The sequence below is a fragment of the Streptomyces sp. JLBJ103 genome, from assembly GCF_058215575.1.
Genome location: NZ_CM177089.1, coordinates 1,546,978 through 1,562,208, shown reverse-complemented (window position 1 = coordinate 1,562,208; position 15,231 = coordinate 1,546,978). Strand labels below are relative to the sequence as shown.

Genomic DNA, 15,231 nt, shown 5'->3' with positions numbered 1-15,231 from the left:
CTCATGCTCCCGTGGTGATTGAGGTGTTGATGACGTCGAGGAAGTCGCCGGGGGTCTTGGAGCTCTCGGCGCCCGGTTCGATCGGGGTGCCGTAGCGGTTCTCCAGCTCGCCGACGATGGCGAGCAGACCGAGCGAGTCCAGCCCGTACTCCTCGAAGGGGGCGTCCGGGCGGGTTTCGAGCAGCTGGGGGTCGACGGTGAGTCCGGCGCAGCTCTTCATGAGCGCCGCCAGTTCGCCGTAGGACAGTTGACTGGGCATCAGATATCTCCTTCCGGGCCGCGGAGCACGAGCGCCGCGTTACAACCCATGAGCCCTCGGCTCAGCACCAGCGCCGTCCGCAGCTCGGCCGGACGGGAGGTGCGGGTGACGAGGTCGAGGTCATGGCATACGTCGGTGACGTACGGGGTCGGGGGGACCACACGGTGCTCCATGGCGAGCACCGCGGCCGCCACGTCCAGGCACGGAGCGGCGCAGTACGCCCGGCCGAAGCCGGTCTTGGGGGCGGTCACCGGGACCCGGGTGCCGTGCGCGCCCAGCGCGTCGGCGAGGGCGAGCGCCTCGGCGCGGTCCGCCGCCGGGGTGCCGAGGGCGTCCGCGAACACCACGTCGACCTCCTCCGGCGCACAGTCCGCGTCCGCCAGGGCGACCCGGATCGCGTGGGCGAGCCCCTCCCGGGAACGCTCCCACTGGGACGGTCCGGTGAAGGTCGCGGCATGGCCGAGGATCCGGCCGCGGATCCGCGCCCCGCGGCGCAGCGCGGCGCCCTCCTCCTCGACCATCAGCATGGCCCCGCCCTCACCGGGGGCGAATCCGCGGGCGTCCTCAGTGAACGGCAGGTAGGCCCGGCCCGGTTCACGGGCCAGGCTCATCTCCTGGTAGCCGAGCTGGCAGACGATCGAGTACGGGGCGAGCGGCGCCTCGGCGGCGCCCACCACGATCGCGTCCGCGCCGTGCCGGATGGACCGGCAGGCGTGGGCGATCGCGTCCAGGCCGCCCGCCTCGTCGTTGGCCACCACCCCGCAGGGGCCCTTGAAGCCGCCGCGGATGGAGATCTGGCCGGTGCTGGCCGCGTAGAACCAGGCGATCGACTGGTACGGGCCCACATACCGCGGACCCTTGCCCCACAGCTGCTGAAGCTCGCGCTGGCCGAACTCACCGCCACCGGAGCCCGCCGCGGTCACCACGCCCACCGCGAACGGCGACATCTCCCCGGCCGGCAGCCGGGCGTCCTCCCGCGCCAGATCGGCCGCGGCCATCGCGAAGTGGGTGAAGCGGTCGGTCTGGACGAGGAAGCGCTCCTCGATCACCGCGCCCGGTTCGAAACCGCGGACCTGGCCCGCGACCCGCAGCGGGAAGTGTTCACAGCCCTCCCGGGAGAGCCGGTCCAGGGCGCTGATCCCTTCCCGTACCGCCTTCCAGTAGGCGTCGGTGCCCACCCCGTTCGGCGCCACGATCCCCAGCCCGGTGATGACCGCGCCGCGGTCGTGTCCGCTCTCCCGGGCTCTCATGACGCACCCCCGTGGCTGAGGACCACCGCCGACTGGAAGCCGCCGAACCCACTGCCCACCGAGAGCACATGGCGCAGCGGCAGCGAACGTGCGGTGCGCGGTACGTAGTCGAGGTCGCACTCGGGGTCGGGGTTCTCGTAGTTCGCGGTCGGCGGCACCACACCGTGGGCCAGGGCCAGGGTGCAGGCCACCACCTCGATCGCCCCGATGGCGCCGAGGGAGTGGCCGACCATGGACTTGATCGAGCTCATCGGGGTGCGGTATGCGTGCTCGCCCAGCGAGCGCTTGACCGCGGCGGTCTCATGGCGGTCGTTCTGCTGGGTGCCGGAGCCGTGTGCGTTGACGTAGTCGATCTCGGAGCTGTCGATACGCGCATGTCCCAGCGCGTGGTCGATGGCCTCGGACATCTCCAGGCCCTCCCGTGTCAGACCGGTCATGTGATAGGCGTTGCCGTAGGTGGCGAAGCCCTTCATCTCGCAGTAGATCCGGGCCCCGCGGGCGCGCGCGTGCTCCAGCTCCTCCAGGACGAGCACGGCGGCGCCCTCACCCAGGACAAAGCCGTCGCGGCGGGCGTCGAACGGCCGCGAGGCGTGCGCCGGGTCGTCGTTGTTGGCCGAGGTGGCCTTGATGGCGTCGAAACAGGCCACGGTGATCGGGGAGATCGGCGAGTCCGCGGCGCCCGCGAGGCACACATCGGCGCGGTTCTCCTCGATCGCCTGGAAGCCGTAGCCGATGGCGTCGAGGCCCGAGGTGCAGCCGGTGGAGACGGTCTGCACCGGGCCCTGTGCGCCGATCAGCTCCGCGACACCGGAGGCCAGCGCGCTGGGGGCGAACGCACGGTGCAGATGCGGACCGGCCCGCCGGTGGTCCACGTCCCAGTGCTCGCCCCCGCTGCTGACCTTGACGTAGTCGTGCTCCAGCCGGGTGGTGCCGCCGACCGCGGTGCCCAGCGACACCGCGGTGCGCCAGCTCTCCGGCTGCGGGGCCAGGCCCGCGTCCCGGGTCGCCTCGATCGAGGCGGCGATCGCGAACTGCACGTACCGGTCGGAGTGTTCGATCTGCTCCGCGGTCAGCCCGGCGGCCACCGGGTCGAAGTCGCACTCGGCGGCGATCCGCGACCGGAATCCCGCCGGATCGAAGAGCGTGATCCCGCGCGTCGCCGTACGCCCGGCGGTGAGCATGTCCCAGAAGGCCGGGACGCCCACGCCTCCCGGCGCGACCACACCGATCCCGGTGACCGCCACCCGTCGGGTCACGACGATGCCTCTGCCGGTTCGGTGGCCTCGGTGTCCACATGCCCGAGCTCGGGACGCGGGGCCAGCGGACCGAGGTGGAAGACCATGCGGGCCTCGGTGTCCCCCACATTGCGGAAGCGGTGGCGCATATCGCGGGGGATCAGCAGACCCTGGTCGGGCCGGAGCGGGTGGGTGGCCCCGTCCAGATCCACCTCCAGATCGCCGCACACGACGAACACGAACTCCTCGGAGTACGGGTGGTAGTGCTCGCCGATGCGTTCACCGGGCCCCATGATGGCCAGACCCATGAAGCCGCTCGTGGCGCCCACGGTGCTCGGGGTGAGCATGGCGCGCAGGTCGCCGCCGCGCCGACGGTTGTGCGCGATGTCGGCGAGGTCGACGATGCGGGAGGACTGCGTGGTCATGATCGGTACCTTCCGGATGTGGGGACGAAAGGGGACGCGGGCAAGCGGGAACGACGTCAGTAGTCCGCCGCACGGCGGTCGGTGATCGGGGTCATGTCGCAGTCGGCGAGGAAACGCCGCAGCCCCGCCTCGTCCGAAAGATCCCGCCCCGGACCGACCTCGACCAGCCGGCTGAGCATGGCCGCGGCACGTTTGCCGCCGACCCCGGCGAAGAGCGCGGGGTCCTGGTCCAGCGAACCGGTGATATCCACCAGCCGGACGACGGTGTCCACGTGGTGGAAGATCGTGCTGGTCACCAGGGCCGGTGCGCCCTTCTTCCCCCGGCCCTTCCGTCCGCCCGCCCCCTCGCCGCCGATGGCGAGCTCGTCCTGGCGGGCCAGCAGCCGGGCGACCGCCATCCCGTTGCCCTCCCGGACCGGGTAGAGCAGCGCATGACGCCGTATGTCGGCGGACGAGTGTCCCGCACCCTTCACCGACAGGTGGTGCACGGCCGTCAGCGCCGCCCGCATGAAGAACTCCCGCGCCGACTCCGGGTCGTCCAGATCGCGCGCCTCCTCCAGATACGGGTTGATGGCCTCCTCGACCTCGCGGATCTCCGGCTGCCGGGACACATGGCGCAGCGCCGCCATCAGCTCGCCCTGGACCTCGACGGCGCGCACCACCCGATTGCCGCTCATGAACAGCGAGGTGCGGCACAGCCGGGTGGTGTCGTCCACCCGCGACTCGGGCGAGGCGTAGTTCGCCAGGATCGCGGCGACGTCCTTCTCACTGCCGGGCTTGACGGTGAAGGTCAGGGCGTGCCGGACCACCCCGTCACCGATCCGCGGGGCGGGCTGGAGCCGCCCCCGGTTCGCCGCCGGGCCCGTGCCGTGGTCGGTCTCGCGCAGAATGCCGAACCGCAGCGACCGGGTGTCCTTGACGCAGCCGTGCATCGGCTTGACCATCTCGCGGTGGGCCGCGCTGTCCACCCAGGCGAGGAACGGCGGAGCGCTCTCCCACTCACTGGTGATCAGCCACTTGGACGGGTCCTCGATCGACTGGCACAGCTGGTCGCTGAGATGGCCCGGTACCGAGGCCACCTGCTGGCACAGCTCGTCGTACGCACGCAGAAAACGCTCCTCGGCACCACTGCGCACATCCAGCAGCAGCACCACGCGCAGCCGGGTGTCGGTCAGCGCCGACTGCGTGGTCATCGATGGCGTCGTGGTGGTCTGTGGAGCCTGGGGCAGGGTGCTCATGTTCCACTCCTCCTTGGGGGCTTGCGACCTTCCTGGAATGCGCCGCCCGCAAGGACGATCGTGGAGCGCTCCCATGTATGGCGCGAGATTTGTGAGCCATCTGAGCGAAGGCCGGATCACACCGTGTGGCGCGGCCGCCGACCGGCCCGGCACGGTCCGCCGCGCCGGGCCCGGGGGCGCGTGCCGGGTGTCCGCGGGGACGCCGGAAGGACGCCCGCAGCCGCCCGTGACGCGTCGGCCGCCGTGGCCGCGCCGGCCGTCAACGGCGCGGCCGCGTACGGAAGATGGCGGTCAGCCCGCCGTTTCGTGCTCGGCGTCGCGCCGTGCCCGTACCCGGCGCCAGACGGCCGGGACGACGCTGATGACGAGCGTCAGCAGCACCGCCGCGGCCACGCCCTGCCACGGCTCCGCGAACAGCGAGCCGCCCAGGATGCCGATCAGCTGATACGTGGCGGCCCAGGCCAGCGCCGCGGGCCCGGCGCCCCGCATGAACTTCCGCAGCGGCATCCCCGACAGCAGACACGCCACCATCACCGGGATCCGGCCCGCCGGGATCAGTCGGGACAGCACCAGCACCGCCACCCCGTGCTGGTCCAGCCTCGCTTCCGCCTGGGCGATCCGCTCCGGGGCCGCGTGGTCCTGGATCCGGGCGAGCCAGCGGGAGCCGCTCAGCGAGCGCACCCCGCCCCGCCCCAGCCAGTACAGACACAGGTCCCCGACGAAGGCCGCGAACGCCGCCACCAGGAAGACGAACAGCAGCGAGAACGGCGTGCTCTGGTGCACGGCCACCACTGCCGCCGAACTCACCACCGCCCCGGTCGGCACCACCGGCACCAGCGCGCCGAACACCACCAGCAGGAACAGCGAGGGATAGCCCACCGCCTGCTGGGTCGACTCCGGCGGCACACCGCGCGCCAGCTCGCCCACCCCGTCCAGCACGCGATGGATCACCGGGATCACCTGGCGGGTTCCAGGCGGACGCACTCCCCGTGCCCCAGCCGGTGCACCGCCGCTCCGGGGGCCAGCCGCCCGGCGTGGCGTACGAAGTCGTCACCGGGTGCGTGGAACTCGTGCGGCCGGACCGCGTCCATACCGATCGGCCAGTAGGTGCCGTAGTGCACCGGCACCGCGTTGTGCGCCCCCAGCCGGGCGAGCGCCTGGGCCGCGCGGTGCGCGTCGAGATGGCCGTGGCCGAGGTAGGGGCCCCAGCCGCCCACCGGCAGCAGTGCCACCTCACACGGGCCCACCGCCTCGGCCATCCGGTCGAACAGCCCGGTGTCGCCCGCGAAGTACGTCGTGGCCTCGCCGCGCAGGACGTAGCCGAGGGCGGGCACCCGGCTTCGGCCGTACGGCAGCCGTCGTCCGTCGTGGGCGGCGGGTACGGCCCGGATCCGGACCTCGCCGACCGCACACTCCTCGCCCGGCCGCATCTCGGTGACCCGCAGCTTCCGCGCCGCGACCACCCGCCGCAGCCCCGGCACCGCCCGCCCGGCGCCGTACGGGACCACCAGCCGGGTGTCGGGTCGCAGCCGGGCCAGTGAGCCGAGGTGCAGATGGTCGGCGTGCAGATGCGACACCAGCGCCACATCGGCGACCGCGGCGTCCGGCGGCGGCACGGGGCCGCGGCGGCGCCGCAGATGGGCCAGCCGCTGTACGAAGAGGGGATCGGTGAGCACACGGACGCCCGAGTCCCGCACGGTCGCGGTGGCATGCCCCCACCAGGTGATCTCGACCGACACGCAACGCCTCCCGTCGCCGCTGGACGTCCCTCGATCCTCTCACCCCGCCGGGCCGCCGACGTCAGACGAGGACCAGGACCAGTTCGTCGATCTCGGTGCCGCGCGCGGACGCGTACCCCCGCTCCTCCCCGGCCACGGTGAACCCGCACTTCTCCAGGACGCGCAGCGATCCCGTGTTGTCCTTGGCGATACGGGCGTAGAGCGGGCGGTCCGCGACCAGTTCCAGGAACGCGGTCAGCGCCCGGGTGGCCACCCCCTTGCCCCAGTGCTCCCGTCCGATCCAGTAGCCCACAGACGGTTCGCCGAACTGCTCGAAGCTCATGACGTTCCCGGCGACCCGGCCGCCGTACAGCACCGTCCGCTTGACCACCGCGTCGTCCCCGAGGATCCGCTCCCACTGGGCGTCGAACGCCTCCCGGTCGCCCGGGTCCTCGACGGTGAAGGCCGCCATCCGGACCGCCTCCGCGTCCCGGTGGTGGTCGAAGAAGACGGGAAGGTCGTCCGGTCGCACCTCACGCAACTGCACTCTCGGTCCGGTCATGGCGCCCAGTGTGCACCGCATGACACGGCCCGCGTCCACCGGGGCGGACGGCTCAGGGCGGCGGGCTCATCAGGAATCCGGACCCGGACACATGTCCCGCCGATCGACGGGAAGAAGGCGGAAGAAGCCACCCGGTGGCTCCCCCGCACCCCGGGGGACCCCGCCTTTCGCACCGCACTCGGAGGCGGACGGAACCGGAGTTGGGAGGTAGGAGAGCCATGTCGGCTGCTCATGAGCTGACCGAGGCCGTCACCACCGTCAGTGCCGATCTGACGACCGGCCCCGACGCTGCCGTCCGGGCACGGCGCGTGGCCCGCGGCTTCCTCGGAAGAGCCGCCCTGAGCGGGGCGTCCGAGATGTCCGACGCCGTGGAACTGGTGGTGTCCGAGCTGGTCACCAACGTGGTCCGGCACACCGACGACCGGGTGTGCCATGTGGAGCTCACGCACGTCGGGGACGGCCTGGAGATCGCCGTCACCGACAGCGACCCCCGCCCTCCCCGATGGCGTTCCCCCGACCTCTCCGGCGGCGGTGGCTTCGGCTGGCCGCTGGTCCACCGCCTGGCCGACTCGGTCCGTGTCTCCAGCCGCCCCACCGGCAAGACGGTGCACGCCCGGCTGACCCCGCGCCTCATGCCTGCCTAGTCTTCAAAGCGGGCGTTCAGCCGGTGGGCTTGCCGTCCACGAACAGGCTCTGCACACTCCGGCCTATCGGGCCCGCCGAGTCGTGGAGGGCGCCGTCGGCCACGCCGATGCCGTCGGGGGCGATGGTGGTCCGGGCATCGAGGCAGACCCATTCGCCTGCCGGGTGACGGTGCAGATGGACCGTCAGATCGGCGTTGACGAAGATGTGGGACGCGAAGTCCAGGACGTTGCTGACGCCGTTGATGGAGTCCGCGGCGGTGAGGACGCGGTCCAAGGGCGTGATCTTCTCGCCCGCGACGAGCGGCACCCGCATCCGCATCCAGCAGGTCGCCGGTCCCGGGTTGAGACAGGACCCTTCGGTGAAGCGCATCTCCATGGCCGTGTGGTAGCCGGTCTCCCAGGGGACGGGGAAGAAGGGCTCGGAACGGGTGGTGCCGGGCCCCGCGAGGGTGAGCGGGGCGGCGACCTCGGGGGCGGTGCCGGGGGCGGTGCGGATGCGCAGGGCGCGGGCGCGCATCACCGCGTCGGCGCCGTCGGGGGTGAGGGAGACCTCGACCAGTTCCAGGCTGCGGCCTTCCTTGAGGACGCGGGTGGTCACGGTCAGCGGGCGCAGCGGGACCGGGCGGAGGATCTCGAAGGTGATACGAGTGAGGCGCATGTCCTCACGGGAGCCGGGGCGGAGCTGGACCGCACGGCCCAGGAGGGCCGCGGGCGGGCCGGCGTGCTGGCTGTCGGGGTTCCAGGGGCCTCGGGTGAGGGGCGTGGGGACAAAACGCTCCTCGGCGACCTGTTCGAAGAACGCCTCGGCGTCGCTGGCAGGCATGGCCACGGTTTCGCCTCCCGTCTCACCGATGGCACTCACCGGTGGAAACCCACACGTTACCGACCGGTAGTTTCCCTGTCACCCCTGATCGCGGCGATGGCCCGGGGCGCAATGAGCGCCCCGGGCCATGCCGTTCAGCGGTGGTCAGGCAGTGACGGTGGCGCCTTAGGCGCGCAGCGGTCCCTCACAGGTGTAGGGCGCGGTGCCCGCCTTGCCGTTGGACCAGGGCTCCACCGCTCCGAAGGAGCAGTTCATGTCCTTGAAGTTGTTCCCGCCACTCAGGCTGCGCTCCAGGATGAAGTAGTCCACGGTCTTGGACATCTCCTGGAACACCTTGTCCGGGTTGTTGGGGTCGGTCAGGTTCGCGGTGATCCGGCCGGTGCACACGAACCGCGGCCTGTCGGCCCGGTTGCCCTTGGAGCCCTTGCCCAGACTCTTCTTGCACTGCGGAGTGTTTTGCGTGGCGGAGGCGAAGGCCTTCTGGACCTCCTCCGGGGTGGCGAATTGCAGGGACCCGACGGGCTCGTACGTGGTGTTCGGCACGAACAGGTCGTCCACCTTCGCGATCTGCTCGTCCAGGAAGGTGTTGTACGCCTGCTGGAGCCCGGCGTCCGAGCTCATGCGGTTGCGCCAGTCGTCGAAGCCCTGCGGGTTGTCGGCGCGCAGATAGCCGTACATCTCGCGCAGCAGTGAGGGACGGTCCCGCCACAGGAACTCGAAGAACGTCCCCGCGTAGTTGTAGAAGCGGAAGCCGTCGCCGGCGTATGTGGCATGCAGCAGCTGGCTGACGGACATCCGGGGGCCGCCGTTCGCGGTGTCGTTGATGATGCCGCGCACCAGGGACTTGCGGACCAGAATCCCGTCGCCGCGGGTGCCGCCGTCGAAGAACTCGCCGGTGCCCTCGTCCATGGCGGTGGTGCGGTCACCCTCGTACCAGGGGCCCTCCCCGAAGTAACCGGGCACGGCGAAGCGGCCGTTGAGGTAGTGGGTGTACTCGTGCCGGAAGAGCTCCTCGAGGGTGAGGGTGGAGTCCTCGGGGACCCGGCGCTGATAGGTGTAGAAGGTGGCGCCGCGCTCGATGTACATGCCGCCGTTGTTGGTGTCCAGGCCGGTGAGGATGGGCTGGTAGTTCTCGTAGTCGGCGCGGGAGGCGTACAGCACGGTGGTGAGCGTGGTGTTGGTGTCGTCCTTCAGCGGCTCCTCGGTGCCGAGCACCCGGTGAAACTGCGTCTTGACCTGCTTGCTCGCGTAGTAGAGCTGGTCGACGGTGGCTTCGTCCAGAGCGGTGCGGACCTTCATGCCGCTGTTGTCGTAGACGTAGGTGTTCGGGAAGAGCCGCTTCTCGATGTCCTCCTTGCACACGTGGTACGGGGCGCACGCCTCGTAGACGTTGAGCCAGCCGACGATCTTCGCCCAGGGCGGGCTGCCGTCACCGAAGTTCTGCTTCGCGGTGTCCAGCAGCGGACCGAGGTCGGCCACGATCTGCGTCTTCAGGGCGTCGATCTGGCCGAAGCGGCCGTACTCGAGCATCGCGTCCCGGACCACCCAGGCGTTGTCGGTGTCCTTGAGGTGGACGTATCCGGAGAACGCCTTGAAGGCGTCGCGGTATCCGGCGTCGGCGGCCACCGCCTGATGGAAGGCGGTGTCCTGGTTGCCCGGGTAGACGCCCAGGTAGTTGACGGACAGGGCGGACAGGGCGGCGTTCCCCCAGGACCGGTCCTTGTTGGTGTCGGGGTGGTCCTTGTCCATGGTGGCCAGGACCTTCGGTATGAGCTTGAGTTGATGCTGCCGCAGACCGGGGGCGCTGCCCGCGATCAGCGCCTCGCGCAGGGTGTCGGCGTTGGTCCGGGTGACGTCGAAGGTGCGGGCGGCGGTGCCGAACGCGTCGATGCCACGCACCATGGCATCCACGGTCGTCGGCTCGGTGAGGTCGATCTCGTTGTGCGAGAAGTCGTGGTACACGGCGGCGTGGAGATAGGTGAACATCTCGTACAGATGGCTGCCGTTGGTGCCGTCGTGGGACGGGGCGAGTGAGGCGATGCGTCGGGAGACCGCCTGGACATGGGCGGGGGAGAGTATCCGGGCGAGCCGGGGGTCCCAGTTCCAGATGAGACCGCGCAGACAGTCGTCGGCGGTCACCGCCGGATCGGCGAGGAAGTCCGCCAAGCGCTCCGGGTCAAGACCGCTGACCGCGTCCAGGGTGCAGGGCACGGCGCCGCCGAGGGCTTTGACCTTGGAGCGGTGCACTGCCTTCCCGGTGGCCTTGTCACCGGGGATACGGGCGTGGGGGTTGCGTCCGGGGCCGTCGGTCGGATTGGGCGCCCGTCCGATCCGCTCGACCCCGGTGCTCCGGTCGAGCGTGGAGCCGGGGTCGGCGGCGGGGCCGGACCGGAAGGAGGTGGCGGGGGCCGTGGGGTTGGTGGGGGAGTGGGTGGCGGCCGAGGCCGGGGCGCTCGGCGCGAGGGGCAGGGTCAGTACGGCCGCGATGGCCGCCGCGAGCAGCGTCGCCCGCGGTGAAGGTCTTTTGTGGAGCACCTGATCTCCCGAATGAGTTGGGGGGTGGAAGCAGGTGGTTCTGCTGTGTGATCTGTAACATAGTAATATGAAATAGCACTGACAAGGTGTCAGTAAGAAGTTGTTCGCCCCCGCGTGCGGCCTGCCGCGCGTGAATCCACGTTTCCCGAGATGAGCCGTTCCCCGCTATGTTGAGCGGGGGGATGGGACGAGAAGGAGCACACCGGTGCCATCTGGGCAGCAGGCACGCGCACAGGCGTCCGCGATCACACCGGGAGGCCGGGCCCCCGAGGCGTCCGAGGGGTCCGAGGCGCTGGAGCAGCCTCCCGCGGCCCAAGTCCGCGCTCTGTTCGGACGGCAGCGGCTGTCCCCGGCGCAGCGGCGCATCGTGCAGTACATCATCGACCACCTCACCGAGGCCGCCTTCCTGTCGATCACGGAACTGGCGGACCGGGTGGGCGTCAGCCAGCCGTCGGTGACCCGGCTCGCCACCTCCTTCGGCTTCAGCGGCTATCCCGCGCTGCGCGAGGCGTTGCAGCCCATCGCGCTGCGGGCGGTCGCCGCTTCACCGCGCACCCGGGAGGAGATCCGCCGCAATGAACTCCAGGCGGCGGTGGACAACGAGATCGCGAACCTGGAGAACCTGCGCCGGGTGTTCGTCGACACCGACCGGGTGCTGGAGATCGGCCGCGAGCTGGCCCGCTCGGTGCCGCTGACCATCCTGGGGCTGCGGATCTCCGTCTGCCTGGCGGAGTACTTCGCCTACGCGGCCCGGCGGATCCACCCCGATGTGCGGCTGGTGTCCCGTGGCGGCAGTGTGGCCTACGACGCGCTGCTCCAGTCCCGCGAGGCGGGCGGCACCTGGGTGCTGGCGTTCGGGATGCCCCGGCACGCCAAGGAGACCCTGGCCGCGCTGCGGGCGGCGCACCGCTCGGGGCTGCGGGTGGCGCTGATCACCGACCTCACCTACGGACCGCTGGTCGAGGAGGCCGATCTGGCGCTCACCGCGGCCACCGGCTCGCGTCTGGTCTTCGATTCGTACGCGGCGCCCATGATGCTGTCCGCGGGCATCCTCCAGGCCATGGCCGACGCCGAACCCGAGCGCACCCAGTTCCGTCTCCAGAAGTACGAACAGGCCGCCGAGCAGCACGACTTCTTCCTCGAGTACTGAGCCGCCGCGGCCCCGTCACCCCCGGGCCGGCATCGCACACCCCACCCCATTCGTCCGGATTCCGGAGCGGGGCGTTCGCATAACCTCACATGCATGAAACTTTTCATGCCCTTGCTTACTTCGCGGTAAATATATTTACTGCACATGGCACCCGGGCCCCTTCAGGGGCTGAGCCGGAACCAGCGCTTGCGGCCGCGAGCCCCGGGAGTCATGTGGGCGAACACCCAAGGGACGGCACCCTCCTCGTCGGCCCCCACCGTGTTCCGTTCGGGTAGTCCGCTCCCCTCGGGCACCCCCGGCGGCCCGGGCCTACCCCTGGGCCCAGGGCCGCCGGATACCCACTGATCCCCGCGATCAGGACCCTCTGCTCGAAGGCGACGACGATGTCCCAGACCTACTCTCCGATCAGCGCGGACTGGCCCTGTCAGGTCAACCCTCCGGGCAGCCCCTACTGGGAGCGCACGGCGGCCCGGTGGCTCCGGGACCTCCTGCCCGCCCGGTACGCCGGCTATTCCACCCTCACCCGGCATCCCATCCTGCTCGCCCGGCATGCGCGGCTTCAGCTCCAGAACGAGATCCGCACGGTGCGGGCCGCCCTCCAGACCTGCCGTACCGAACTGCCCGCCCTGGGCTTCTCCGAGACGATGATCGAGTCCACCATCAAGCTCTACGCCGCCGAGCTGGCGCAGCTCAACCGACTGGCCGGCGGGGTGCGGCTGATCACGGAGGCGCTGCTGAAGGAGAACCGCCGGACCCCGGTCGGCTCCCGGCACTGATCACCGGGCCCCGGGGCGGGATCGGGGTTCACGGCTCCGAGGGCATCGCCTCCATCGGGCCGTTCCCGTTCTCGAGCAGCTGCTCGCACCAGATGGTCTTGCCCTCGCGCGCATGCCGGGTGCCCCACCGCTGGGTGAGCTGGGCGACCAGCAGCAGCCCGCGGCCGCCCTCGTCGGACAGCCGGGCGCGGCGCATATGCGGGGCGGTGTTGCTGGCGTCGGACACCTCGCAGATGAGGGTCCGGTCCCGGATCAGCCGTAGCTGGATGGGGCCGTCCGCGTGCCGGATGGCGTTGGTGACCAGCTCGCTCACCACCAGCTCGGTGACGAAGGACGCGTCCTCCAGGCTCCAGGCGGCGAGTTGGCGCGTGGCCCAGGAGCGGGCGGTGGAGACGGTCGCGGGGTCGGCCGGCAGGTCCCGTACGGCGAACTGGTCCCGGTTCAGCGCCCGGGTGCGGGCGATCAGCAGCGCGGCATCGTCGGCGGGGTGCTCAGGGAGCAGATCGCCCAGCACCCGGTCGCACAGGGCGTCCAGGGACGGGGCGGGTTCGGCCAGCACCTGGCACAACTGGTGCAGCGCACCGTCGAGTTCCCGCTCCCGGAAGCCCAGCAGCCCGTCGGTGTAGAGGGCGAGCAGGCTGTTCTCCGGGAGCCGTACGTCGACGGCCTCGAACGGCAGGCCGCCAAGACCCAGCGGCGGCCCCGCGGGCAGATCGAGCAGCCGGGCCGCGCCGTCCGGGGTGACCGTGGCCGGGGGCGGATGCCCGGCCCGAGCCAGCGAACAGGTCCGCGAGATCGGGTCGTAGACCGCGTAGGTGCAGGTGGCCCCCAGGACCGCCGGGTCGGTGGGGGAGCCGGTGCCCTCGCCCTCGGCGGCGAGCCGGAGCACCACGTCGTCGAGGTGGGTGAGCAGTTCGTCCGGCGGGAGATCGACATCGGCGAGGGTGCGCACCGCCGTCCGCAGCCGGCCCATGGTGGCGGCGGCGTTGATGCCGTGGCCGACGACGTCGCCGACGACCAGGGCGACCCTGGCCCCGGACAGCGGGATCACATCGAACCAGTCGCCCGCCAGCCCGGTCTTGCCGCCGGCCGGGAGATAGCGGGACGCGGTCTCGACGGCCGCCTGTACGGGGACCCCCCGCGGAAGCAGGCTCTGCTGGAGGCTGAGCGCCGCGGTGCGTTCGCGGGTGAAGCGGCGGGCGTTGTCCAGGCACAGCGCGGCCCGCGAAACCAGCTCCTCGGCGAGCAGCCGGTCGTCGTCGGTGAAGGGGTGTTTGGTCCGCCGGTAGAACATGGTGATGCCGAGCGTCATCCCGCGCGCCTGGATCGGCACCCCCATGATCGACTGGAACTCGTAGATCCGGAACTTCTCCGCCCGCGCCGGGTCCTGGGCCAGCCAGACCTTGATGTCGTGGTCGGTGACGTGGTGGAGGACCGACCGGCCGGTGGCCATACAGCGCACGGTGGGCGAGAACGGCGGATAGAAGTCCACCTCGCCCGGCTGGTACACCGCCTCCGGCGTGCCCTCCAGCACGGACTGGTTGGCCGCCCTGCGCAGTGCCACCGCCCCGGTGAACGGACCGGGCTCATCCCCGACGAGCAGGGTGTCCAGCAGGTCGACGGTGACCCAGTCGGCGAGCTGGGGGACGACCGAATCGGCCAGCTCCTGCGCGGTGCGCATCAGGTCCAGGGTGCTGCCGATCCGGGTGCCCGCCTCCGTCAGCAGCGTCAGCCGCTCGCGGGACTGGTACTGCTCGGTGACGTCCGCGACCGTGGTGCACAGGCCGAGGGTGTGCCCGTCGAGGTCGCGCAGTGCGGAGGCCGAGGCCATGAAGACGGCGTCGCGCTCCGGGTCCGCGGGGACGCGGCCGTGCATCTCCCCGCTGAAGGCGGACTCACCGGTCTCGATCACCCGGCGCAGCCGCCGCTCCCACACCGTGGCGTCCGGTCCGGAGAGGATCTCCGGCAGCCGCTTGCCCCGCCGTTCGGCCTCCGTCATCCCGCTGAGGCGGACCATCGCCTCGTTCTGCCAGCGGCAGCGCAGATCCGTGTCATAGATGGTCACGGCGACCGGGTTCCCGGCGAACAGCCAGTGCACCACGGCCCGCTCGATCTCCCGCGGCAGCAGGTGCTGCCCGGCCGCGGGCGCCGCCGCGGCCACCAGGATCCACTGGGCCCGCTCACCGCCCTCCTCGCAGCGGTGGGCGGTGCCGCTCAGGGCGAGCGGGCGGCCGTCCGCTCGGCGCGCGGTCAGCTCGCCCAGCCAGTCGTCGCCCTCCGACCGCCGGGTCCAGAACGGGGCTCCGGCATCCGGGGTGAGGAAGTCCACGGCCGGGCGGCCCACGGCGTCCTGGGTGGTGCGGCCGAGCAGCCGTTCCGCCCCGGTGCTCCAGCCCGTGACGACGCCCTGCTCATCCACCATGATCACGACGGCCCGCGAGCCCTCGGCACGCAGCTGTGACAGCGGCAGGGCATGGTCGGCGTCCATGGCGCCCCTTCTCGTTCAAGGGATCGTCCTGTGTGCATGCCGGACCCCGCGACCGCACTATGTTCCGAGCATGCGCCTCCCGCCGCGCGGGTTCAAATGAGCCCCGATCGGCCGTGGCCCGTGCGGCG

Annotated in this window: 14 protein-coding genes; 3 read left to right on the top strand and 11 right to left on the bottom strand. The window is 71.3% G+C overall.

Annotated elements, in window-relative coordinates:
- Position 1: 1 nt before the first annotated feature.
- The 8 genes from AC4BEG_RS06690 to AC4BEG_RS06655 form a co-directional block, all read right to left on the bottom strand.
- Positions 2-259 (bottom strand): acyl carrier protein, encoded by a 258-nt coding sequence (locus tag AC4BEG_RS06690; RefSeq protein WP_490704984.1) that lies wholly within the window; start codon positions 257-259, stop codon positions 2-4.
- Entirely contained in the window at positions 259-1,509 is a 1,251-nt protein-coding gene (locus tag AC4BEG_RS06685; RefSeq protein WP_490704983.1) for a beta-ketoacyl synthase N-terminal-like domain-containing protein, read from the bottom strand. The genes AC4BEG_RS06690 and AC4BEG_RS06685 overlap by 1 nt, the downstream gene beginning before the upstream one ends.
- The gene (locus tag AC4BEG_RS06680; protein ID WP_490704982.1) at positions 1,506-2,765 is read right to left on the bottom strand and encodes a beta-ketoacyl-[acyl-carrier-protein] synthase family protein; all 1,260 of its coding nucleotides are present in this window, start codon (positions 2,763-2,765) and stop codon (positions 1,506-1,508) included. Before AC4BEG_RS06680 ends, AC4BEG_RS06685 begins: the two co-directional genes overlap by 4 nt.
- Positions 2,762-3,169 carry a cupin domain-containing protein gene (locus AC4BEG_RS06675; protein ID WP_490704981.1) on the bottom strand — a complete coding sequence of 136 codons (408 nt, stop codon included), beginning with the start codon at positions 3,167-3,169 and terminating at the stop codon, positions 2,762-2,764. The genes AC4BEG_RS06680 and AC4BEG_RS06675 overlap by 4 nt, the downstream gene beginning before the upstream one ends.
- Positions 3,170-3,225: 56 nt before the next feature.
- Positions 3,226-4,407, bottom strand: coding sequence for a SchA/CurD-like domain-containing protein (locus AC4BEG_RS06670; protein ID WP_490704980.1), 1,182 nt, complete (start codon positions 4,405-4,407; stop codon positions 3,226-3,228).
- A 291-nt stretch (positions 4,408-4,698) separates the two neighbouring features.
- Positions 4,699-5,358, bottom strand: coding sequence for a DedA family protein (locus AC4BEG_RS06665; RefSeq protein ID WP_490704979.1), 660 nt, complete (start codon positions 5,356-5,358; stop codon positions 4,699-4,701).
- A 5-nt stretch (positions 5,359-5,363) separates the two neighbouring features.
- On the bottom strand, positions 5,364-6,146 hold the full coding sequence (locus tag AC4BEG_RS06660; RefSeq protein ID WP_490704978.1) for an MBL fold metallo-hydrolase: 783 nt from the start codon (positions 6,144-6,146) through the stop codon (positions 5,364-5,366).
- Positions 6,147-6,207: 61 nt separating this feature from the next.
- A complete protein-coding gene (locus tag AC4BEG_RS06655) occupies positions 6,208-6,687 on the bottom strand; it encodes a GNAT family N-acetyltransferase (protein ID WP_490704977.1) in 480 nt (159 codons plus the stop codon).
- A gap of 218 nt (positions 6,688-6,905) precedes the next feature.
- On the opposite strand from AC4BEG_RS06655, the gene AC4BEG_RS06650 reads away from it, so the two are divergent.
- On the top strand, positions 6,906-7,331 hold the full coding sequence (locus tag AC4BEG_RS06650; protein WP_490704976.1) for an ATP-binding protein: 426 nt from the start codon (positions 6,906-6,908) through the stop codon (positions 7,329-7,331).
- Positions 7,332-7,347: 16 nt separating this feature from the next.
- Here the strand turns inward: AC4BEG_RS06650 and AC4BEG_RS06645 are convergent, their stop codons facing one another.
- Both AC4BEG_RS06645 and AC4BEG_RS06640 read right to left on the bottom strand, forming a co-directional pair.
- The gene (locus tag AC4BEG_RS06645) at positions 7,348-8,154 is read right to left on the bottom strand and encodes a thioesterase family protein (RefSeq protein ID WP_490704975.1); all 807 of its coding nucleotides are present in this window, start codon (positions 8,152-8,154) and stop codon (positions 7,348-7,350) included.
- Positions 8,155-8,319: 165 nt separating this feature from the next.
- A complete protein-coding gene (locus tag AC4BEG_RS06640; RefSeq protein WP_490704974.1) occupies positions 8,320-10,689 on the bottom strand; it encodes a collagenase in 2,370 nt (789 codons plus the stop codon).
- A gap of 205 nt (positions 10,690-10,894) precedes the next feature.
- On the opposite strand from AC4BEG_RS06640, the gene AC4BEG_RS06635 reads away from it, so the two are divergent.
- Both AC4BEG_RS06635 and AC4BEG_RS06630 read left to right on the top strand, forming a co-directional pair.
- A complete protein-coding gene (locus tag AC4BEG_RS06635) occupies positions 10,895-11,839 on the top strand; it encodes a MurR/RpiR family transcriptional regulator (RefSeq protein WP_490704973.1) in 945 nt (314 codons plus the stop codon).
- A 383-nt stretch (positions 11,840-12,222) separates the two neighbouring features.
- Positions 12,223-12,615, top strand: a complete 393-nt coding sequence (locus tag AC4BEG_RS06630; RefSeq protein WP_490704972.1) for a hypothetical protein — start codon at positions 12,223-12,225, stop codon at positions 12,613-12,615.
- A 28-nt stretch (positions 12,616-12,643) separates the two neighbouring features.
- Here AC4BEG_RS06630 and AC4BEG_RS06625 read toward each other — a convergent pair whose 3' ends face one another.
- Entirely contained in the window at positions 12,644-15,103 is a 2,460-nt protein-coding gene (locus tag AC4BEG_RS06625; RefSeq protein ID WP_490704971.1) for a SpoIIE family protein phosphatase, read from the bottom strand.
- Positions 15,104-15,231: the final 128 nt, after the last annotated feature.